The 20,654-nt window shown below is 66.0% G+C and carries 18 protein-coding genes; 7 read left to right on the top strand and 11 right to left on the bottom strand.

Translation table 11 applies throughout. From position 1 onward, the window contains the following. The first annotated feature begins 49 nt into the window (after positions 1 to 49). Positions 50 to 1,291, top strand: coding sequence for a Zn-dependent hydrolase (locus tag QX010_RS01720; protein WP_316177229.1), 1,242 nt, complete (start codon positions 50 to 52; stop codon positions 1,289 to 1,291). A 25-nt stretch (positions 1,292 to 1,316) separates the two neighbouring features. Here the strand turns inward: QX010_RS01720 and QX010_RS01715 are convergent, their stop codons facing one another. Beyond that, positions 1,317 to 2,123: a tetratricopeptide repeat protein gene (locus QX010_RS01715; protein ID WP_315804691.1), complete on the bottom strand. Its 807-nt coding sequence runs from the start codon at positions 2,121 to 2,123 to the stop codon at positions 1,317 to 1,319. A gap of 193 nt (positions 2,124 to 2,316) precedes the next feature. Here QX010_RS01715 and QX010_RS01710 point away from each other — a divergent pair, with 193 nt between their 5' ends. After that, on the top strand, positions 2,317 to 3,699 hold the full coding sequence (locus QX010_RS01710; RefSeq protein WP_316177227.1) for a leucyl aminopeptidase family protein: 1,383 nt from the start codon (positions 2,317 to 2,319) through the stop codon (positions 3,697 to 3,699). Beyond that, positions 3,692 to 4,531 carry an NlpC/P60 family protein gene (locus QX010_RS01705; protein WP_316177225.1) on the top strand — a complete coding sequence of 280 codons (840 nt, stop codon included), beginning with the start codon at positions 3,692 to 3,694 and terminating at the stop codon, positions 4,529 to 4,531. The genes QX010_RS01710 and QX010_RS01705 overlap by 8 nt, the downstream gene beginning before the upstream one ends. A gap of 909 nt (positions 4,532 to 5,440) precedes the next feature. Here QX010_RS01705 and QX010_RS01700 read toward each other — a convergent pair. The 8 genes from QX010_RS01700 to QX010_RS01665 all read right to left on the bottom strand — a co-directional run bounded on the left by QX010_RS01700 (position 5,441) and on the right by QX010_RS01665 (position 14,898). Beyond that, positions 5,441 to 5,734, bottom strand: coding sequence for a hypothetical protein (locus QX010_RS01700; RefSeq protein WP_316177224.1), 294 nt, complete (start codon positions 5,732 to 5,734; stop codon positions 5,441 to 5,443). A gap of 244 nt (positions 5,735 to 5,978) precedes the next feature. Beyond that, positions 5,979 to 6,281, bottom strand: a complete 303-nt coding sequence (locus tag QX010_RS01695; protein ID WP_316177223.1) for a hypothetical protein — start codon at positions 6,279 to 6,281, stop codon at positions 5,979 to 5,981. Positions 6,282 to 6,320: 39 nt separating this feature from the next. Continuing rightward, the gene (locus tag QX010_RS01690) at positions 6,321 to 7,958 is read right to left on the bottom strand and encodes an ABC transporter ATP-binding protein (protein WP_316177221.1); all 1,638 of its coding nucleotides are present in this window, start codon (positions 7,956 to 7,958) and stop codon (positions 6,321 to 6,323) included. Positions 7,959 to 7,963: 5 nt separating this feature from the next. Next, positions 7,964 to 9,142: an ABC transporter permease gene (locus QX010_RS01685; protein ID WP_316177219.1), complete on the bottom strand. Its 1,179-nt coding sequence runs from the start codon at positions 9,140 to 9,142 to the stop codon at positions 7,964 to 7,966. Then, positions 9,142 to 10,254 carry a microcin C ABC transporter permease YejB gene (locus QX010_RS01680; protein WP_315805766.1) on the bottom strand — a complete coding sequence of 371 codons (1,113 nt, stop codon included), beginning with the start codon at positions 10,252 to 10,254 and terminating at the stop codon, positions 9,142 to 9,144. Before QX010_RS01680 ends, QX010_RS01685 begins: the two co-directional genes overlap by 1 nt. Before the next feature lie 3 nt (positions 10,255 to 10,257). Continuing rightward, positions 10,258 to 12,135, bottom strand: coding sequence for an extracellular solute-binding protein (locus QX010_RS01675; protein WP_316177217.1), 1,878 nt, complete (start codon positions 12,133 to 12,135; stop codon positions 10,258 to 10,260). Further along, positions 12,132 to 13,976: an extracellular solute-binding protein gene (locus QX010_RS01670; RefSeq protein WP_315805770.1), complete on the bottom strand. Its 1,845-nt coding sequence runs from the start codon at positions 13,974 to 13,976 to the stop codon at positions 12,132 to 12,134. Before QX010_RS01670 ends, QX010_RS01675 begins: the two co-directional genes overlap by 4 nt. 373 nt (positions 13,977 to 14,349) lie before the next feature. Continuing rightward, entirely contained in the window at positions 14,350 to 14,898 is a 549-nt protein-coding gene (locus tag QX010_RS01665) for a c-type cytochrome (protein WP_316177215.1), read from the bottom strand. 251 nt (positions 14,899 to 15,149) lie between these two features. Here QX010_RS01665 and QX010_RS01660 point away from each other — a divergent pair, with 251 nt between their 5' ends. Next, entirely contained in the window at positions 15,150 to 15,890 is a 741-nt protein-coding gene (locus QX010_RS01660) for a 3-deoxy-manno-octulosonate cytidylyltransferase (RefSeq protein ID WP_316177213.1), read from the top strand. Between the two features lie 33 nt (positions 15,891 to 15,923). Continuing rightward, the gene (locus QX010_RS01655; protein WP_316177211.1) at positions 15,924 to 16,784 is read left to right on the top strand and encodes a prephenate dehydratase; all 861 of its coding nucleotides are present in this window, start codon (positions 15,924 to 15,926) and stop codon (positions 16,782 to 16,784) included. A gap of 7 nt (positions 16,785 to 16,791) precedes the next feature. Here QX010_RS01655 and QX010_RS01650 read toward each other — a convergent pair whose 3' ends face one another. Next, positions 16,792 to 17,682: a LysR family transcriptional regulator gene (locus tag QX010_RS01650; protein ID WP_316177209.1), complete on the bottom strand. Its 891-nt coding sequence runs from the start codon at positions 17,680 to 17,682 to the stop codon at positions 16,792 to 16,794. A 102-nt stretch (positions 17,683 to 17,784) separates the two neighbouring features. Here QX010_RS01650 and QX010_RS01645 point away from each other — a divergent pair, with 102 nt between their 5' ends. Both QX010_RS01645 and QX010_RS01640 read left to right on the top strand, forming a co-directional pair. Next, entirely contained in the window at positions 17,785 to 18,654 is an 870-nt protein-coding gene (locus QX010_RS01645; protein WP_316177207.1) for an NmrA/HSCARG family protein, read from the top strand. Between the two features lie 68 nt (positions 18,655 to 18,722). Then, entirely contained in the window at positions 18,723 to 19,388 is a 666-nt protein-coding gene (locus QX010_RS01640) for an SDR family oxidoreductase (RefSeq protein WP_316177205.1), read from the top strand. A 17-nt stretch (positions 19,389 to 19,405) separates the two neighbouring features. Here the strand turns inward: QX010_RS01640 and QX010_RS01635 are convergent, their stop codons facing one another. Next, entirely contained in the window at positions 19,406 to 20,425 is a 1,020-nt protein-coding gene (locus QX010_RS01635; RefSeq protein ID WP_316177203.1) for an LLM class flavin-dependent oxidoreductase, read from the bottom strand. Positions 20,426 to 20,654 lie beyond the last annotated feature (229 nt).

The raw sequence follows: 20,654 nt of genomic DNA, 5'->3' as shown, positions 1-20,654 counted from the left end.
AGGGCTCTACCCTGGAAGCTAGGCGGAGCATGATCGAGGTCTCCGCCTGATGTCCGACAAGCTCCGCCGCGCCGACGGCGCCCGCGTCCTGGCCGATCTGAACGCACTGCGCGCCTTCGGCACCTACAAGACCGGCGTGCACCGGCCGACCTTCTCCGACGCCCATCGTCAATCGCTCGCTTGGCTCGCCGAGCGCCTGCCCGATGCGCAGCTGACGCCTGATATCGACGGCATCGGCAACGTGCTGGGCACCAGCGCCAAGCCCGGCCCCAAGCTGCTGGCCGGATCGCATCTGGAGAGCCAGAATCAGGCTGGCTGGCTCGACGGCCCGCTCGGCGTCGTCTACGCGCTGGAGGCGGCGCGCGTGCTCAATCCCGATCCGTCTATTGTCGGTGCGGTGGAGGTCGCCTCCTGGTGCGACGAGGAGGGCCATTTCGGCAGCATGCTCGGCAGCCGCTCCTATGTCGGCGACGTCAGCGAGGCCGAAATCGATGCTGCCCGCGACCGCAGCAGCCCGCGCACGCTGCGGGAGGCGCTTGCCGAGATGGGCCTTGCCGGACGGCCGCGCCTGCAGGCCGAGCCCGGCCGGCATATCGGCTATCTCGAAGCTCATATCGAGCAGGGCGACACGCTCGAGGCGGGCGAGCTCAAGATCGGCGTCGTCACCTCGATCGTCGGCATCTGGCAATACCGCATCACCTTCACCGGCGAGCAGAACCATGCCGGCACGACGCGGATGGCGGTGCGCAAGGATGCCGGGCTCGCGCTCGCCAAGTTCTGCGTCGCGATCGACGCGCGCTTTCCGGCCGCCTGCGGCCCGCGCACGGTGTGGACCACGGGACGCATCACGCTCGATCCGGGCGCACCGAGCATCATCCCCGGCCAGGCCGAGATGCTGTTCCAGATCCGCGACGACAATGCCGCCGTGGTCGACCGGCTCGAAGAGCTGCTGCGCGAGATGGCTGCGCAGGCGTCAGACGCAGGTCCCTGCCATGTCGCCGTCGAGCGCATCCGTACCGGCGCGCCAGCCATGATGGACGGCACGTTCCAGGATGCGGTCGGGGCCGCCAGCCGCGATCTCGCCGCCGGCAGATCGCTGCGGATGCCGAGCGGCGCCGGACACGACGCGCAGGTGCTCGCGACCATCATGCCGGCCGGCATGCTGTTCGTGCCGTCGATTGGCGGCATCAGCCATCACTGGACCGAGAACACCGCCGATGCCGACATCGTCACCGGCGCCGACGTGTTCGTCGATACCTGCCGCCGCCTGCTGGCGGGCGCCACACGATAAGGCCCGCGATCAGCGAGGCACGTCGTCAGTCCGGCGGATTGAGCGCGGCCATCGGCGCCGCGTTGCGCGCCTTGCCCTTGCTTTGGCTCTGCCCCTGGATCATCTGCTTCAGGTAGGCGACGTTGGCGGCGGCCTCGTCCGGCGGCAGATCGGCCCGCGCGATCTGCTCGGCCTCCGCGAAGCGTCCCTGCAGGCCGACGACGAGCGCGAGGTTCTGGCGCACCCGCGCGTCCGCCCGCTGCGAGCCGTAGGCCTGGCGCAGCACCTCCTCGGCCTTCGGCAGCTCCCGCGTCAGCATGTAGGACAGGCCGAGATTGGAGAGCACCGAGGGCTCGCCGGGCACGATCTTCAGCGCGCTGTCGTAATAGCGCCGCGCCTCCTCGTGGCGGCCCATCTGGTCCAGCGCGGTGCCCTGCACCGACAGCAGTTTCCAATCGGGATTGTCGGGCGAATGCGCGCGCGACAGCACGTCGAATGCGAGCTTGAAATTGCCGTTGTCGGCCAGCGCTCGGCCATAGGCCGCGAGCACGGTCTTGTTGCCCGCGTTGGCGAGCGTGGCCTGCTCCAGCACCGCAACCGCCTGCTCACGCTGGCCGTTGTTGCGCAGTGCCTGGCCATAGGCGACGGCAATGGCCGCATCCTTGGGATTGGCGCGGTAGCGCTCGCCATAGACCTCGACCGCGCGCTGCGGGGTCGCGGGCGGCGGCTCGGCGCGACTGCCTAGCGAGCCCGTGACGTCGGACATGGTCTGGCAGCCGCCGAGTCCCGCAGCGACGAGCGCGGCGAAGGCGACGGACGCGAGGAGCCGGGGAATGGAAGGCGGTTGACGCATGTCACTTGGACTCGACCGGGCGAATTGAACGCGCCAGCAATAAACTGTTAACGCTAACAGCCGGTTAATGGCGCGATCCCGGCGCAGACGTCACATTTGCGTCGGCTTGCGGGCGAGGCGCCCGGCGCGATTGCGGCGGCCTTCAAACTCTGCGAAGTCTGGCTCAAGCGCGCCAGTTAGGGAACCATTAGGCATGCCGTCGATGTTCGAGACCGCCTCCACAACGTCCGCCATCCCGATCACCTTCGTGACGAAGGCGAGCTGGCCGAGGATCAAGGAGAGCCTGTCGGCTGAAGCGCGCAACTTCGCCGAGGCCAACGTCTACACCGCCAAGCCCGGCAGCTATCTGGCGCTGCCCGGCGCGGACGGGCGCATCGCTCAGGTGCTGTTCGGCATCGAGGACGACGACGCCAAGCACCGTGACCTGTTCCGGCCGGGCGCCCTGCCCGGCCTGCTGCCCGCCGGCACCTACCGCTTCGCCAATGCGCCGCATGATGCACGGCTCGCCGCGCTGGCGTTTGCGCTCGGCAGCTACCGCTTCGGCCGCTACCGCAAGGCCGAGACGCCGGAGGTCCGCCTCGTTCCGCCGGACGGCGTCGACGCCGCCGAGCTGAGCCGCCTGGCCGACGCGGCGACATTGGCGCGCGACCTCGTCAACACGCCGTCGAACGACATGGGACCCGAGGAGCTCGAGGCCGCCGCGAAGCAGGTCGCCGACCGCTTCGGCGCACGCTTCACCAGCATCGTCGGCGACGATCTGCTGGAGCAGAACCATCCGCTGATCCATGCCGTCGGCCGCGCCTCGACGCGCGCGCCGCGGCTGATCGAGCTGGTTTGGGGCGACGCATCGCATCCCAAGGTCACGCTGGTCGGCAAGGGCGTCTGCTTCGACACCGGCGGGCTCGACCTGAAGCCGTCGAGCAGCATGCTGCTGATGAAGAAGGACATGGGCGGCGCCGCCAATGTGCTGGCGCTGGCGCAGATGGTGATGGACGCCGGGCTCAAGCTGCATCTGCGCGTGCTGATTCCGGCGGTCGAGAACGCGGTCGCCGGCAACGCCTTCCGTCCGATGGACGTGTTTCCGTCGCGCAAGGGCATCACGGTCGAGATCGGCAACACCGATGCCGAGGGCCGGCTGGTCCTGGCCGATGCGCTGGCGCTCGCTGACGAAGACAAGCCCGATCTGCTGATCGACATGGGCACGCTGACGGGCGCGGCCCGGGTCGCGCTCGGTCCCGAGCTGCCGCCGTTCTACACCCAGGACGAGGCGCTCGCCGCCGATGTCGCGCGCTGCGCCGCCGCCGAGAACGATCCGCTGTGGCGCATGCCGCTGTGGGCGCCGTATGATAGTTGGCTCGACTCCAAGGTCGCGACCATCAACAACGCGCCGTCGGGCGGCTTCGCCGGCTCGATCACCTGCGCGCTGTTCCTGCAGCGCTTCGTCGAGCACGCCAGGAGCTGGCTGCATCTCGACATCTTCGCCTGGACGCCGTCGGCCAAGCCCGGCCGCCCCGAGGGCGGCGAGTGCCAGGCCGCGCGCGCGCTCTACAAGCTCTTGAGCGAGCGCTATGGCTGATCCGAGGCTCACGCCGGCACGCGGCGATATCGCGGCCAGGCATCTCCAGGGACAGGTGACGGCTGCGCGCTTCGTCGACGGCGAGACCCTCGTCGTCGTCGATCCGATCGCGCCACTGCGGCTGCAGCCGCATTCCGGCGCCGAGCAGGCGACGCAGGCGCTGAAGGGCGAGCGCGTCACGGTCTACGACCGCAATGGCGAGGGCTGGGCCTGGGGCCAGCTCGCAAGCGACGGCTATGTCGGCTGGCTGCCGGAGGCGGCGCTGGCGGCGCCCAGTGCTGCGCCGACGCACAAGATCAGCGCACTGCGCAGCTTCGCGTTTCCCGGACCGTCGATCAAGCTGCCGCCGCTCGAGACGCTGCTCATGGGAGCGACCATCGCGGTGACGCGTGAGGAAGCGAGCTTCGTCGTCACGCATGAAGGCTGGTTCGTGCCGAAGCAGCACGTCGTGGCGCGCGATCAGCGCGAGCCCGATTACGTCGCCGTTGCCGAGCGCTTCGTCGGCACGCCCTATCTCTGGGGCGGCAAGAGCAGCCTCGGCATCGACTGCTCGGGGCTGGTGCAGGTGTCGCTGAATGCCGCCGGCGTGCCGTGCCCGCGCGACAGCGACATGCAGCTCGCGGCGCTGGGCCGCGTGCTCGACGGCGGCGAGCCGCTTCGCCGCGGCGATCTGATCTTCTGGAAGGGCCATGTTGCGATCGCCCGCGATGCCGATACGATGGTCCATGCCAACGCGTTTCATATGGCGACGGCGATCGAGTCGGTCAGCGCCGCGATTGCACGGATCAAGGCGAGCGGGAGTGACGTACTCGCCATTAAACGGCTCGTTTGAGAAGGCCGAAGCACCACACGTGATGACATCGACACATCAGCTTCAAGGTATGAGTCTTGCTGGGCTGCTCGTGAATGGGCCCTCTCCCCTTGTGGGAGAGGGCATGTAGGACAGAGCAGCAAGCTCGGTCGGGTGAGGGGTCTGTATCTACGAGTGCGATCGCGGAGAGATACCCCTCACCCGACCGAGTACGTAGATCCGCCGAACATGCCCTCTCCCACAAGCGGCGATGGCGCAGTCATGAGCAGCGTGCCGAGAACACCAGTATTGCTGTAATTGCGCGTGCAATGGCGCGTTGCCCGCCGATGCGAGCGTTGCGTCGGATTCACATCTCAAACAGCATGGCGACAAGCGTCAGCACTCTCGCGGCCTCACTGGCCCGAGCTCTGCGACATTCATCCGCCCTCGAACAATGAGAGGGCGCAGGGAAGGCCGGGTGCCGAGCGCACCCGTGGTTGCGTGCAAGAAAGCACGCGGTAGTCACCACAGGTACGGGCCGAACATCCGGCCTCCCCTGCGCGATGTTTTGCGACTTACTTCGTGCTCTCCCCAGGGACCGGCTTTTTTGCCCCTGTCACAGGCGCGATGCTCTCGCATCATCGCCGGCTTGACGCCAGCATCGGGGCGCCAGGACCACACGACTTCGCCGTCCGCATGATGCCGTTCGTCCGTGCGCCCATGCACACGCAGCATCACCGCGGCCACCGCATCCCGCACCGACGTCCGTGACGACGCGTACGCCCCTCTCGTGGGCAGGACCGGTGCAGTATGCACGAATTCCGAAAATAAGAAACAGGAATATTTTTCGACGGAGGGCTGGACAGCGCCTCGCAAACACGACCCGTCGGGCAAATCATGCCACACCCCCCGCCCTCAACGAGGGGCGTTCGCGGCCCGGCATCGACGGGATCACGACGTGTTCGTGTCCTGCGCAAATCGCTCGACGAGGTCAGACCAGAACGGAATGTGCTTGATCTGCGCCGGCCAGGGTTTGCTGCCCCAGCTCGTGAACTCCCGCTCGAAATAGTCGTTCAGATTGGCGCCGTAGTAGATTGCGTCGATCCCGTAGATCGAAAACACCGGGTTGCCCGATTCGCGCGGCTGCTCGGGCAGGTAGCGATGAGCAATCAGCGGGATGAGTTTGGGCGCCCGGGAAACGATGTCCCGAAGCTTCTCTTCCCGGGCGCTTGCCGTCGAAGGCAATCTTCCCCATTCCGACCACCACAATTGCCCGGTTTCGACGGCGCAGCAAAGGCTTTCGAACGGCCACTCGAGCGCGCGTCTGATCGCACGATCTCCGTCCAGTCGTGACCATCCACCGGGCGCCTTCGCCGCAGGAGCGCGATCAGATCGGGAGGAAAGGTCAGCCCGAATCGACGTTGCGTTCTGTCGAGCTCGGATTGCGTATAGCCCTTGGTCCAACGATCCGTGTCCCTGCCGGACATTGTCATCGCTTCCGCTTGTTACGGCTCGATCCGTCTGCATCGGCGACCTGGCTTCGATGGATCATCAAAGCCCTTGCAGCGATCCGATGATCGGCTTCAGGACGCCCCTTGAGTGACATTCTGTCCGTGACGACACGAGCGAGATAGTTCGCGATCGACACGACATCGGCACCGCCTTCAAGCATGTTGAAGACCTCGAGAGCGTAGCGATCATATTCGTCTTCGGCGCCCTCGCAGCCGGAAACGCCGATCGGGTCCCACTCGGATAGCAGAAGAGCTCTTATGAGGTCCAACTTGGACGGCATTGTCTCGCGACTACCCTGCCACTGTCGTTCGCGGTTCCGCTAGCTCGCTGCCGCCCCATTCCCCGCCGTCTCGTTCCTGAACGCCGCCGCGAACAGCGCGCGCGTGTAGTCGGTCTTCGGCGCCTTGAACAGCTCCACCGCCGGTCCCTCCTCCACCACCTTGCCATGGCGCATCACGATGAGATGGCTGGCGAGGGCGGCAACGACGCGGAGGTCGTGCGAGATGAACATGTAGGTCAGCTCGCGCTTGCGCTGCAGCTCGCGCAGCAGCTCAACCATCTGCGACTGGAACAGCATGTCGAGCGCCGAGGTCGGCTCGTCCAGCACGACGAAGCTCGGCTCGAGCACGACGGCGCGCGCCACCGAGATGCGCTGGCGCTGGCCGCCGGAGAACTCGTGCGGATAGCGGAAGCGCGTCTCCGGATCGAGCCCGACATCGGTGAGCGCCTTGACGACCTTCGCCTCGGACTGCTCCTCCGACAGGTCAGGCTGATGCACGCTCAGGCCTTCGGCGATGATGTCGCCGACCGACATGCGCGGACTGAGCGCGCCGAACGGGTCCTGAAAGACGATCTGCATGTCGCGGCGGAACGGGCGCACCTGCTTGAAGGTCAGCCCCTGGATCTCGTTGCCAAGAAACACGATCGGACCGTCGGAGGAGATCAGCCGCAGCAGCGCCAGCCCCAGCGTGGTCTTGCCGGAGCCGGATTCACCGACCACGCCGAGCGTCTCGCCCTTGCGCACGGCGATGCTGACGCCGTCGACCGCCTTGATGTGGCCGACGGTGGAGCGGAACAGGCCGCGCTTGATCGGAAACCAGACCTTGAGGTCTTTCGCCTGCATCACCACGGGCGCATCGGGCCGCGGCGGCGCGGGGTCCGGCTTCGGCTCGGCGGCGAGGAGCGCCCTGGTGTAGGGATGCGACGGCGCGGTGAATACCTGCTCGACCGGACCCTGCTCGACGATCTTGCCACCGTTCATGACGCAGACACGATCGGCGATGCGGCGGACGATGCCGAGGTCATGGGTGATGAACAGCAGGCTCATGCCGAGCCGGGCGCGGATGTCGGCGAGCAGCGCCAGGATCTGCGCCTGCACGGTGACGTCGAGCGCGGTGGTCGGCTCGTCGGCGATCAGCAGATCGGGCTCGTTGGCGAGCGCCATCGCGATCATCACGCGCTGGCGCTGGCCGCCGGAGAGCTGATGCGGATAGCTGCCGAGCCGCGTCTCCGGCTCGGGGATGCCGACTTGCGTCAGCAGTTCGAGCACGCGCGCCCGCGCCGCGCCGTTCGAGATCGGTCGGTGCAGATGCAGGATCTCGCTGATCTGCCGCTCGATCGTGTGCAGCGGATTGAGCGAGGTCATCGGCTCCTGGAAGATGATGGAGATGTCGCTGCCCCGGATGCCGCGCATCTCGCCTTCCGACAGCGGCAGCAGATCGCGGCCCTTGAAGCGGATGCTGCCCGACGGATGCGAGGCGACCGGATAGGGCAGCAGCTTCAGCACCGACAGCGCGCTGACCGACTTGCCCGAGCCGGACTCGCCGACCAGGGCGACGCACTCGCCGCGCTTGATGTCGAACGAGACGTGGTCGACGGCGGTCGACAGGCGGCCCTGCTGGTGGAAGGCCACCGAGAGAGCGCTGACCGAAAGCAGCGGCTGGCTGATCGCATCCATGTCGGTCACCTGAACGTCTTGCGCGGATCGAATGCGTCGCGCACGGCCTCGCCGATGAAGATCAAGAGCGACAGCATGATCGCGACCGAGAAGAAGCCGGTGAGACCGAGCCACGGCGCCTGCACGTTGGACTTGGCCTGCGACAGCATCTCGCCCAGCGACGGCGATCCCGGCGGCAGGCCAAAGCCGAGGAAGTCGAGCGCGGTCAGGGTCATCACCGAGCTCGACACGATGAAGGGCAGGAAGGTCATGGTCGCGACCATCGCGTTCGGCAGGAGATGGCGGACCATGATGACGGCGTTGGAGACGCCGAGCGCGCGCGCCGCCTGGATGTACTCGAAATTGCGGCCGCGCAGGAATTCAGCGCGCACCAGGCCGACCAGCGAGACCCAAGAGAACAGCAGCATGATCCCGAGCAGCGTGAAGAAGCCGGGCACCAGCACCGCCGACAGGATCAGGAGCAGATAGAGATAGGGAATCGCGTTCCAGATCTCGATGAAGCGCTGGAACAACAGATCGACCCAGCCGCCGAAATAACCCTGCACGCCGCCGGCGGCGATGCCGATGATCGAGGAGAAGAACGTCAGCGACAGGCCGAACAAAACGGAGATGCGGAAGCCGTAGATCAGCCGTGCGACGACGTCGCGGCCCTGGTCGTCGGTGCCGAGCCAGTTGTATTCGAGATCCCGGCAGCTCTTCAGCCCCTTCTTCTCGACCACGGATTTGCACTGTTCCTCCGTCAGCATCCAGGTCGGCGGCGATGGCGCCGGCGTCGGCAGATCGAGATTGTGCGTGGCGTAGGAGTAGCGGACCAGCGGCCAGATCACCGTGCCGCCCTTGTCCGCAATCAGCTTCTGCAGATACGGATCACGATAGTCCGCGGCGGTCTCGAAGTCGCCACCGAATGCCGTTTCCGGATAGGTGACGAACGCCGGGAAGTACAGGTGGCCGTCGAACTTGATCAGGAACGGCCGATCATTGGCGATCAGCTCGGCGAACAGCGACACCACGAACAGGAACAGGAAGATCCACAGCGACCAGTAGCCGCGGCGGTTGGCCTTGAAGTTCTGCCAGCGGCGCTGATTGAGCGGCGACGGCCGGAAGCGGTGCCGCGTCGGCGGCACGGCCTCGCCGAGCGGGGCCTGCGCCTTGGTCTCGACCGGAGGGGTGGCTGTGATCGTCATCAGACCTCCCGCGCCTCGAAGTCGATCCGCGGATCGATCCACATGTAGGTCAGATCCGAGATCAGGTTGATCGCGAGGCCGAGCAGCGAAAAGATGAAGAGATTGCCGAACACAACGGGATAATCACGATTGAGAATGCTCTCGAACGAGAGCAGGCCGAGCCCATCCAGCGAGAAGATGGTCTCGATCAGCAGCGAGCCGGAGAAGAAGGCGTTGATGAAGGTGCCTGGAAAGCCGGCGATCACGATCAGCATGGCGTTGCGGAACACGTGGCCGTACAGAACCTGGTTCTCGCTGCAGCCCTTGGCGCGCGCGGTCATGACATATTGCTTGCGGATCTCGTCGAGGAACGAGTTCTTGGTCAGCAGCGTCATGGTCGCGAAGGCGCCGAGCGCCATCGATACCAGCGGCAAAGTGAGATGCCAGAAATAGTCGATGATCTTCCAGTACCACGGGAAGTCCGACCAGCCATCCGACGTCAGCCCGCGCAGCGGGAAGATGTTGAGAAACGAGCCGCCAGCGAACAGGATGATGAGCAGGATCGCGAACAGGAAGCCCGGAATGGCGTAGCCGATGATGATCACGGCCGAGGTCCAGACGTCGAAGCGCGAGCCGTCCTGCACCGCCTTGCGGATCCCCAGCGGGATCGAGATCAGGTAGGTCAGCAGGGTCATCCAGATGCCGAGCGACATCGACACCGGCAGCTTCTCCTTGATGAGCTGCAGCACGCTCGTGTCGCGGAAATAGCTCTTGCCGAAATCGAAGCGCGCGAAATTCCACACCATCAGCGCGAACCGCTCCGGCGCCGGCTTGTCGAAGCCGAACTGCTTTTCGAGCTGCTTGATGAAGGCGGGATCGAGCCCCTGCGCGCCGCGATATTTCGAGTTCAGCTCGCCGCCGGATCCCACCTGTCCCGGCGGCCGCGCGCCGAAATCCGAACCACTGCCGCCCGAGATGCGCGAGGTGCCGCCGGTGTCGGCGCCGGTCAGTTGCGCGATGACGCGTTCGACCGGGCCGCCCGGCGCGAACTGCACCACGACGAAGGAGATGAAGAGGATCCCGAGCAGGGTCGGGAGCATCAGCAGGATGCGACGGGCGATATAGGCGGCCATGAACTACTTCGCCTGCTCCAGCTTTGCGGCTTTGGCGGCATCGTACCACCAGATGTCGGGGGCGCCGACGCCCGAGGCGTATTTCGGCGGCTTCGGCGGGTGGCTGAACTGATCCCAATAGGCGATCGGGTGGGTCTGGCGATACCATTGCGGTATCCAGTAGTGGCCGGCGCGGAACACGCGATCAAGCGCCCGGCAGGCCAAGGTCAGCTCGATGCGGGTCTCCGCCGAAATCGCCTTGTTGACCAGCGCGTCGATCGCGGGATTGCTGATGCCGCCGAGATTGTAGGAGCCCTTGGTCTTGGCCGCGTCCGAGGTGAAATACGGCCGCAGGCTGTCGCCGGGGGTCGGCGACATCGACAGCCGCTGCACCGTGATGTCGAAATCGAAATCCTCGACGCGGGCGCGATACTGCACGGCGTCGACGATGCGCAGATCGGCGTCGATGCCGAGCGTCTGCAGGTTCTTGATCAGGGTGCCGTGATGCGGCTTGAACGAGACCTCGTCGATCAGGAACTCGATCGCGAACACCTCGCCATTCGGTAGCAGCCGCTTGCCGTCCTTCACCGGCAGGCCGGCCTGCTGCAGCAGTTGCGTGGCCTTGCGCAGCAGCGTGCGATCCTGCCCCGAGCCATCGGAGACGGGAGGGACAAAGGGCTCGCCAAACACATCGTCGGGCACCTGGCCGCGGAACGGCTCCAGCAGCTTCAGCTCTTCCGGCGACGGCGGCCCGACCGCGACCATGTCGGAGTTCTGGAACGGCGACACGGTGCGCGCATAGGCGCCGTACATGATGGTCTTGTTGGTCCACTCGAAGTCGAACGCGTAGGTCAGCGCCTGGCGGACGCGCGGATCCCCAAACTTGTCGCGGCGGGTGTTGATGAACCAGCCCTGCCCGCCGGACGGCGTCTCGTCCGGCAGCAGCTCGCGCTTGACGCGGCCGTCCTTGATCGCCGGGAAATCGTAGCGCGTGGCCCAGATGCGCGAGGTGAACTCCTCGCGGAACAGATAGCTCTTGGCGGTGAAGCCCTCGAAGGCGACGTCGCGGTCGCGATAGAACTCGTAGCGGACGATGTCGAAATTATACATGCCGCGGCTGACCGGCAGATCGGCGGCCCACCAGTCCTTGACGCGCTCGAACTCGACATAGCGGTTGATCTCGTATTTGCCGACCTTGTACGGGCCGGAGCCGAGCGGCACGTCGAGCGGATTCTCGTCGAAGGCGCGGTTGGCGTACCAGGCCTTGGAGAAGATCGGCAGGGTGACGACATAGAGCGGCACGTCGCGCGCGCGCTTCTCGACGAAGCTCACCACGACGGTCGCATCGTCGAGCGCCTCGGCCTTGATGAAGTCGCGCAGCTGCACGACGATCAGCGGGTGGCCCTTTTCCTTCAAGGTGTTCAGCGAGAAGGCGACGTCATGTGCCGTGATCTTCGTGCCGTCGTGGAAGCACGCCTCGGGACGGAGCGTGAAACGATAGCTCAGCTTGTCCGCTGATATCGCGACGGACTTCGCGACCAGCCCATACACCGCGTCCGGCTCGTCGCTCGCGCGCACCATCAAGGTCGCGAACGTCATATCCATGCCCTGGGCGCCCTCGCCCTTGAGGACATAGGCATTGAACGAGTTGAACGTCTGGTAGGACTGGTTGTAGGCGCGCACCGAGGGGATCAGCGAGAACAGCCCGCCCTTCGGCGCGTCGGGATTGACGTAGTCGAACTGCCGGAAGTCGGCGGGATATTTCAAATCGCCGAACGCCGACATGCCGTGGGCCTCGGCGCCGAACTCCGCGGCCTTGGCCGGCGTGAGCAACGGCGCCGTGAGCGCGCCGAGCCCAAGCCCGAGCACGCCGCGCCGCGACAAATGAGAAAGCCGGCTCAAGAGCGCTTCACCTTGGCGGCCTTGTCGGCATCGTACCACCACAGATTCGGCCAGCCGGACCGCGCATATTTCGGGAACGGCGTGAAATGGCTGAAGCGGTCCCAGCGCGCGCTGCGCGAAAACGGATAGGTGAACTGCGGGACGACGTAGAAATTCCACAGCAGCACCCGGTCCAGCGCATGCGTCGCGGCTTCGAGCGAGGCGCGATCCTTGGCGTAGATGATCTTCTCGATCAGCGCGTCGACGGCGGGGTTCTTGATGCCGATCGTATTCTTCGAGCCGGGCTCGTCGGCGGCCTTGGAGCCCCAGAAATCGCGTTGCTCGTTGCCGGGTGACAGCGACTGCCCCCAGACGTCGATGATCATGTCGTAGTCGAAGGTGCGCACCCGGTTCTCATACTGGACGTTGTCGACCTGGCGGACCGTCACCGCGACGCCGAGGCGCTCCAGCGCCGGCTTGTAGAACAGCACGATGCGCTCGGACGACGGGTCCTGGACCAGGAGTTCGACCGTGACCGGCTTGCCGGCGGGATCGACGAGCTTGCGGTCCTTGATCTCGAAGCCGGCGTCCTTCAGCAGCCTGGTGGCCTCTCGCAGATTGGCGCGAACGTTCTCGGGATTGCCGCCCACCGGGGCCTGGTAGACCGTGGTGAACACGTCCGGCGGCACCTTGTCGCGCAACTCCTCGAGGATCTGCAGCTCCTGGCCCTGCGGCAGCCCGGAACAGGCCAGATCGGTGCCTTCGAAATAGCTGTTGATCCGTTTGTACTGGCCGTAGAACAGCTGCTTGTTCATCTCCTCGAAATCGAAGGCGTAGTTGAAGGCGCGCCGCAACCGCGCGTCCTGGAATTGCGGACGCCGCAGGTTGAAGGCGAAGCCCTGCATGCGGCCGGAATCGCTGATCGGGAATTCGTCCTTGACCACGCGCTTGTCGTTGATGGCCGGGAAGTCGTAGGCCGTCGCCCATTGCTTGGCGGAATTCTCGTTGATCCAGTCGGCCTGGTCGGCCTTGAAGGCCTCGAGGGCGACGATGTTGTCGCGGAAATATTCGAACTGCAGCTCGTCGAAATTGTTCTGGCCGATCTGGACCGGCAGGCTGGCGCCCCAGTAGTCCTTGACGCGCTCCATCTTGATCGAGCGGCCGGGCACGAATTCCTTGATGCGATACGGGCTCGACCCGAGCGGCGGCTCCAGGGTCGTCGCGGTGACGTCGCGCTTGCGCCCTTGCGCGTCGGTGCCTTCCCACCAGTGCTTCGGCAGCACCAGCAGCTCGCCGACGATGTGCGGCAGCTCGCGATTGCCCGGACCGTCGAAGGTGAACTTGACCTCGAGATCGCCGGTCTTCTCGGCCTTCACGACATGGCGATAATAGGACGAATAGTGCGGGCTGTTCTTCTTCAGGACGTCCAGCGAGAAGATGACGTCCTCGGGCGTCACCGGCTTGCCGTCGTTCCAGCGCGCTTCCTTGCGCAGGCGGTAGATGACCCAGGAGTAGTCGTCCGGATACGCCGCCGACTCGGCGAGCAGGCCGTATTCGGTCGACACCTCGTCCTGCGACCGCGTCATCAGGGTCTCGTAGACCAGCCCCGCCGCGGAGGCGATGTTGCCCTTCACATACATCACGACGATGTTGAAATTATCGAAGGTGCCGAGCGAGATCATCCGCGCTGTGCCGCCCTTGGGCGCGTCGGGATTGACGTAGTCGAAGCGCTTGAAGTCGGCCGGGTACTTGATCTCGCCGAACAGCGACAGGCCGTGGCGCCAGACCAGTTGCTCGCCGGCCTGCGCCTGCGCGGCGTCGAGCGGGACGAGGCTGGCGGCGGTGCCGAGCGCCGGGGTCATCGCAGCGAAGACGCTGCTCTGCAGGAGCTGTCGTCGGGTAATCGTCAAATGAGACTTCCTCTGAATAAGACCGCTTGAAGCAGGTGGTCGGCCGTGGCCGCTGCTGCTCAAAGATCCAACGTTCGATCGTAACCCAATTCGCAAGGGCAGGTTTCGCCGGCCTCAGCCAGGGTGCTCCAGCCCGTGAACCCGTTCCATTCAGGGGACCAATATACGGCAAGGTTTCGACCAATAACCTTGCTTTTTCCTCATGATACCGGGTTGTGAACGAGGTGGATGCGACCAAAGGTCCCAAATGCGGCGAAATTCGCCCCGCAAAGCAAAACGGCCGGGCTTGGGGCCCGGCCGTCGGAAACTGGAGGTCTGCAGCCGATCACTTGGCTGCGGTCGGCAGCGGCGCCGGATTGTCCGACAGCGAGTTCAGGTAAGCCAGCACGTCGGCGCGCTCCGAGTCCTTCTGGATGCCGGCAAAACCCATCGCGGTGCCCGGGATGTAACCCTTCGGATTGGCGATGAAGTGGTTGAGTTCCTCGATCGTCCAAGTGCCGCCCTTGGCCGCCATCGCTGCCGAGAATTTGAAGCCGCGGCCTTCGCCGACCTTGTCGCCGACGATGCCGTAGAGGTTCGGGCCGACGGCATTCTTGCCGCCCTTGTCGAAGGTGTGGCAGGCCGCGCACTTCTTGGCAGCGGCGGCGCCCTTCTCGACCGAGGCGGTCTGCAGCAGCTTCTCGATCGGCTCGGCCGCGGCCGGCGCAGCGGCTTCCTTGCCTGCGCCCTCGGCCTCCTTCACCGCGATCTCGAAGCCCGGCTTCTCCGGCATTTTCGGCGCGAACAGCGCGCCGGCGGAAAAGCTCGTGACCAGCACGACCAGACAGGCGGCCAGGACGGCGCCGAGGATTTTGTTCAGTTCGAAGGAGTCCATTTTGGAATCAGGCTCCGAGGGCGGATTTCATTGCTTGGGGGCCGCGGGGCCGCGACCGTGAATCGCCCCAGGATTCGAGAAAGGACTCGTGAAGGCATCGAGCGGAATCGAGCCGTCGCGCCTCCCCCTGCGGCAGAAGTGAGATATCGGTTTGCCCGTGCTCTGGCAACCCGTATAAGCGGGCCGCTTTCGCTGTCCCCATCAAGCCCGGCCCGCGCTGTTGCGACCGGCTCCGACCTGCCGTTTCCCGGATGACCAAGTCCAAAATCCTCGTGCTGATCCCGGCCCGCATGGCCTCGACCCGCCTGCCCGGTAAGCCGCTGCTCGACATCGCCGGCCAGCCGATGATCGTGCAGGTGCTCCGGCGCGCGCAGGAGGCGGGAATCGGCCGGGTGGCCGTGGCAACGGACACGCCGGAGATTGCTGCGGCCGTCGCTGCCGCGGGCGGCGAAGTGGTCATGACCAGGCCGGATCATCCCTCGGGGTCAGACCGCATCTACGAGGCCATGTGCAAGCTCGACCCTGCCCGCGAGGCCGAGATCGTGGTCAATCTGCAGGGCGACTTTCCGACCATCGACCCGCAGAATATCAGCGACGTGCTGCCGCCGCTCGAGGATCCCGCGGTCGACATCGCGACCCTTGCCGCGCAGATCCATACCGAGGAGGAGAGCCTCAATCCGAACGTCGTCAAGGCGGTCGGCTCGCCTGTCGGTGGACGGCGCCTGCGCGCGCTGTATTTCACCCGGGCCACGGCGCCGCATGGCGACGGACCGAGGTACCATCACATCGGCCTCTACGCCTACCGCCGGGCGGCGCTGGAGCGCTTCGTCAGCCTGCCGCCATCGCCGCTGGAGCAGCAGGAGAAGCTGGAACAGCTGCGGGCGCTGGAGGCCGGCATGCGCATCGACGTGATGGTGGTCGACGCCGTGCCGCGCGGCGTCGACACCGCGGCCGACCTCGAAACCGCACGCCGGCTGCTGTCCAAGGCTTAATTGACAAAGGCTTGAGCTGCTAGAAGGCCCACCATGAGCAAGATCTTGAAAATCGCATTCCAGGGCGAGCCGGGAGCCAATTCCCACATCGCCATCTCCGAGGCCTATCCGACCGCCGAGGCCATGCCCTGCGCGACCTTCGAGGACGCGCTGAGCGCGATCTCCTCCGGCGAGGCCGATCTCGGCATGATCCCGATCGAGAATTCGGTCGCCGGCCGCGTCGCCGACATCCACCATCTGCTGCCAGCCTCGGGCCTCTACATCATCGGCGAATGGTTCCTGCCGGTGCGCCACCAGCTGATGGCGCTGAAGGGCACCAGGCTCGCCGACATCAAGACGGTCGAGAGCCACGTCCACGCGCTCGGCCAGTGCCGCCGCATCATCCGCCAGCTCGGCGTCCGGCCGATCGTGGCCGGCGACACCGCGGGCAGCGCGCGGGACGTCTCGCAGCGCGGCGACAAGAGCGTGGCGGCAATCGCCTCGCGGCTGGCCGCCGAGATCTACGGCCTCGACATCCTCGCCGAGGACATCGAGGACGAGGCCCACAACACCACCCGCTTCGTCGTGCTGGCGCGCCAGGAGCAGTGGGCCGAGCAGAATTCCGGGCCGCTGGTGACGAGCTTCGTGTTCCGCGTCCGCAACCTGCCGGCCGCGCTGTACAAGGCGCTCGGCGGCTTCGCCACCAACGGCGTCAACATGACCAAGCTCGAGAGCTACATGGTCGACGGCAATTTCTTCGCCACGCAGTTCTACGCCGACGTCGACGGCCATCCCAACGACAAGGGGCTGGCCTTCGCGCTGGAGGAGCTGAAGTTCTTCTCGCGCGAGCTGCGCATCGTCGGCGTCTATCCGGCGCATCCGTTCCGCGCGACCTTCAGCGAGCGGATGGAGTGATCGGGGCTCACGCTTCGAGATAGGCCGCGAGCTCCGCGGGCGTTCCCGTCGGGAACGCCTCCTTCAGATGCTCGAGGAAGGCGGAGACGCGCGCGCTCAGCAGCCGGCGTGACGGATAGAGCGTCCATAGCGCGATCGCGGGCGCGTCCAGATCGCCCCAATGCGCCAGCCGGCCGGCCGCCAGATCGTGGCTGACGAGCGACAGCGGCAGGCACGCGGCGCCGACGCCCGCGCGGACCGCATCGCGAACCATGATCAGAGACGACAGGCGAAGGATGGGGTCGAACGCGATGCGCGATCGTGCCGCCGGCGCTTTCACCTCCCAGACTGCGTTCTGATCGCTGCCGCGCACGACCGCTGGAACGACGGCGTGATCCGCCGGCCGCGTCAGGCCTGGGCTCGCCACGACCACCAGTCGGTCGCGCAGGAAGATGCGTCCAACCAGGCTTTCATCGGGATCGGGATTGACCCGGATCACCAGGTCATAGCCTTCCTCGACCATGTCGACGGTGCGGTCGTCGGTGGTCACGTCCAGCCGGACCTCGGGATATCGGAGCGCGAACGCGGCGGCGAGCTTGCCCATCGCGGTCTGCGAGAACAGCAGCGGCGCACTGATCCGCAACCGGCCGCGCGGCTTGTCGCCGCCGGAGGAAATGGCGGCGACCGTCTCGTCGAGCTCGGTGAGCAGCGCGCCCGCGCGCTCGAACAGCGCCCGCCCCTCCTCGGTCAGCTTCAGCGCGCGTCCGCCGCGCTCGATGAGCCTGAGATCCAGGCTCGCTTCCAGCTCGCCGACCCGGCGGGACAACGTCGCCTTGGGACGACCGCTGGCGCGGGCGGCACGGCCGAATCCGCCGTGGCGGGCGACGAGATTGAAATCGGCGAGCGCAAGCAGATCCATCCGTTCCACCAGTGAGACGACCTGTCCAGATATAGCGTCTATTGGCTCGTGTGTGGATCGATATCTTCCGGGTGTCCCAACAACCAACCCGGAGTGATCCCCATGACCATCCTCGTGACCGGCGCCACTGGAAATGTCGGCCGCCGCGTCGTCGAACAGCTCGTCAAGCGCGGCGCCGATGTCCGCGCCCTCGTCCGCGATCCCGCCAAGGCCAACTTTCCAGCGGGCGTTCAGATCGCCCAAGGCGACCTGCTCGACATCGATTCGCTCCGCGGCGCGCTCTCTGGCGTCTCGACGCTGTTTCTGCTCAACGCCGTCACATCAGACGAATTCACCCAGGCGCTGGTCGCGCTCAACATCGCTCGCGAGGCCGGCATCGAGCGGATCGCCTATCTCTCGGTGATCCACAGCGACGTCTACGTCAACGTGCCGCACTTCGCCGGCAAATTCGCCGTCGAGCGGATGATCGAGCAGATGGGCCTCGACGCCACCATCCTGCGGCCGGCCTACTTCATGAACAACGATCTCACGATCAGGGACGTCGTGCGCGGCTACGGCGTGTACCCGATGCCGATCGGCAGCAAAGGCCTCGCCATGATCGATGCCCGTGACATCGGCGAGATCGCGGCCATCGAGCTGATCCGCCGCGAGCAGTCCTCGACGCCGCTGCCGCTGACGCGGATCAACCTTGTCGGCCCCGACACGCTGAACGGCGCCGATGCCGCCGCTGTCTGGTCCGAGGTGCTGGGGCGTCCGATCGGCTATGGCGGCGACAACACCGCGGGCTTCGAGACCAACCTGCGGCAGCTCATGCCGAGCTGGATGGCGTTCGACATGCGGCTGATGAGCGAGCGCTTTCAGACCGACGGCATGGTGCCGGACGATGGCGACGTCGCCCGCCTGACCGCGCTGCTCGGCCGCCCCTTGCGCTCCTATCGCGACTTCGTCGCCGAGATCGCGACCGTCGCCTGACGGCACACCCCCCATGCGTCTGCGGGACGTCTCCATGAGAGCGTCCCGCGCAATCCAAGGAGGTCATCATGACCAATCAAACGAACGATGGCGTCACCATGAAGCCCAACATCCTCGTGCTCGGCGCGACCGGCGGCACCGGACGGCTGATCGTGCGCGACGCGCTGGCGCGCGGCCATCACGTCACCGCGCTGGTGCGCTCGCCGGAGAGGGCCGGGGATCTGCAAGGCGCGCAATTGATCGTCGGCGATGCCCGCGACGAAGCTACGCTGCGCAAGGCGCTCAAGGGACAGAACGCCGTGATCAGCTCACTGGGCACACCGCTCAGTCCATTCCGCGAGGTCACGACGCTCTCGACCTCGACGCGCGCGCTCGTCAACGCGATGAAGGCCGAGCATGTCGCGCGTCTGGTCGCCATCACCGGCATCGGCGCCGGCGACAGCCGCGGCCATGGCGGCTTCGTCTACGACCGGCTGATCCTGCCGCTGCTGCTGCGCAACGTCTACGCGGACAAGAACCGGCAGGAGGCCGTCATTCGCGACAGCGGGCTCGATTGGCTCATCGTTCGCCCCGCCATGCTGAACGACAAGCCTGGCGGGCAGAAGCTGCGTGCACTGACGGATCTCGCCGGCTTTCACGGCGGCACGATCGCGCGGGCCGACGTCGCGCGCTTCGTGGTGGATCAGGTGAGCGACGACAGCTTTCTGCATCGCTCGCCGCTGATCACATGGTGAGACCAGCGCCGTCCTGCTTATGCCGCCGCCTTCCGCTCGAGGCCGAAGGCGTCGGCGAGCAGGCTGTAGGAGCGCTTGCGGGCGTCGTGATCGTAGATCGCGGTGATCACCATCAGCTCGTCGGCCTGGCTCGCCGCGATCATCGGATCGAGCTTGGCCCGCACCGTCGCCGGCGCGCCCACGAACAGCCGCGAGCGGTTGCGCGCGATCGAGGCCCGGTCCGCGTCTGTATACATGTACGCCGTCGCTTCCTCCGGGCTCGGCAGCGGCAGGAACTGGCCGCGGTCGCGCCGCAAGCGGTTGAGGTCCATCGACGACGCCAGCCGCTCGGCCTCGGCGTCGGTCTCGGCCGTCACCACTGCGACTGCCAGGATCGCATGCGGCTGCGAACGCCAGCGCGACGGTGTGAAATGCGCGCGGTAGGTCCGCATCGCATCCACGGCATCGTGGCTCGCGAAATGATGCGCGAAGCCGAACCCCATGCCGAGCTGCGCCGCCAGCTCGCTGGAATAGTCGCTGGAGCCGAGCAGCCAGATCGGCGGCAGCGGCGCATCATCGGGCATGGCGATCACGTTGTTGTAGGGATGGCCGGCGGGGAACTCGCGGGTCTCCCACAGCATCAGCTCATGCAGCCGCTCCAGGAAGTCATCGCCCTCACGACGGTCGAGCCGGCTGCGCAGCGCATAGGCCGTGGTGCCGTCGGTGCCGGGCGCGCGGCCCAGGCCGAGATCGATCCGGCCGGGAAACAGTGCCTCCAGCATCTTGAAGCGCTCCGCGACCACCAGCGGCGCATGGTTGGGCAGCATCACGCCGCCGGAGCCGACGCGGATGTGCTGCGTCGCTGCCGCGATCTGCCCAATCATGATGTCGGGCGACGGGCTCGCCACCGACGGCAGGCTGTGGTGCTCGGCCAGCCAGTAGCGGACGTAGCCGAGCTGATCGACGTGACGGGCCAGGTCGATGCTGTTACGCAGCGCCACTGACGCCGGCGTGGCGGTGGTGGTGACGGAGAGGTCGAGGACTGAAATCGGGATCATGGCTTCAACCTAATGACTGCGAGGCGCGCCACAATGGGCTGGAAGCGATGGTGACCTGCCGGAAATGCAGTGGATGGCTGGACCTAATGTTGGGACAATACGATTGTATACATCAACGAAACCAAACTATCCCACATTCAGAATTGATAAAAACCCCTTCGCCATAATCGATAACCTTTGATATTGTTTACCTTTATCGTCCCACTCTGCATTTCCAATAGCTCCTCAA

Source organism: Bradyrhizobium sp. SZCCHNRI1009, assembly GCF_032487575.1.
Lineage (GTDB): Bacteria > Pseudomonadota > Alphaproteobacteria > Rhizobiales > Xanthobacteraceae > Bradyrhizobium.
Note: the sequence above shows the minus strand (reverse complement) of the source record. Positions and strands in the feature narration are given on the sequence as shown.

Excerpts from the sequence above, each read along its gene's own strand:
- QX010_RS01715 (WP_315804691.1), bottom strand. The coding sequence starts at position 2,123 with ATGCGTCAACCGCCTTCCATTCCCCGGCTCCTCGCGTCCGTCGCCTTC.
- QX010_RS01720 (WP_316177229.1), top strand. The coding sequence starts at position 50 with ATGTCCGACAAGCTCCGCCGCGCCGACGGCGCCCGCGTCCTGGCCGAT.
- QX010_RS01645 (WP_316177207.1), top strand. The coding sequence starts at position 17,785 with ATGACCATCCTCGTGACCGGCGCCACTGGAAATGTCGGCCGCCGCGTC.
- QX010_RS01695 (WP_316177223.1), bottom strand. The coding sequence starts at position 6,281 with ATGCCGTCCAAGTTGGACCTCATAAGAGCTCTTCTGCTATCCGAGTGG.
- QX010_RS01680 (WP_315805766.1), bottom strand. The coding sequence starts at position 10,254 with ATGGCCGCCTATATCGCCCGTCGCATCCTGCTGATGCTCCCGACCCTG.
- QX010_RS01660 (WP_316177213.1), top strand. The coding sequence starts at position 15,150 with ATGACCAAGTCCAAAATCCTCGTGCTGATCCCGGCCCGCATGGCCTCG.
- QX010_RS01640 (WP_316177205.1), top strand. The coding sequence starts at position 18,723 with ATGACCAATCAAACGAACGATGGCGTCACCATGAAGCCCAACATCCTC.
- QX010_RS01690 (WP_316177221.1), bottom strand. The coding sequence starts at position 7,958 with ATGGATGCGATCAGCCAGCCGCTGCTTTCGGTCAGCGCTCTCTCGGTG.
- QX010_RS01635 (WP_316177203.1), bottom strand. The coding sequence starts at position 20,425 with ATGATCCCGATTTCAGTCCTCGACCTCTCCGTCACCACCACCGCCACG.
- QX010_RS01670 (WP_315805770.1), bottom strand. The coding sequence starts at position 13,976 with ATGACCCCGGCGCTCGGCACCGCCGCCAGCCTCGTCCCGCTCGACGCC.
- QX010_RS01650 (WP_316177209.1), bottom strand. The coding sequence starts at position 17,682 with ATGGATCTGCTTGCGCTCGCCGATTTCAATCTCGTCGCCCGCCACGGC.
- QX010_RS01710 (WP_316177227.1), top strand. The coding sequence starts at position 2,317 with ATGCCGTCGATGTTCGAGACCGCCTCCACAACGTCCGCCATCCCGATC.
- QX010_RS01705 (WP_316177225.1), top strand. The coding sequence starts at position 3,692 with ATGGCTGATCCGAGGCTCACGCCGGCACGCGGCGATATCGCGGCCAGG.
- QX010_RS01655 (WP_316177211.1), top strand. The coding sequence starts at position 15,924 with ATGAGCAAGATCTTGAAAATCGCATTCCAGGGCGAGCCGGGAGCCAAT.
- QX010_RS01685 (WP_316177219.1), bottom strand. The coding sequence starts at position 9,142 with ATGACGATCACAGCCACCCCTCCGGTCGAGACCAAGGCGCAGGCCCCG.
- QX010_RS01665 (WP_316177215.1), bottom strand. The coding sequence starts at position 14,898 with ATGGACTCCTTCGAACTGAACAAAATCCTCGGCGCCGTCCTGGCCGCC.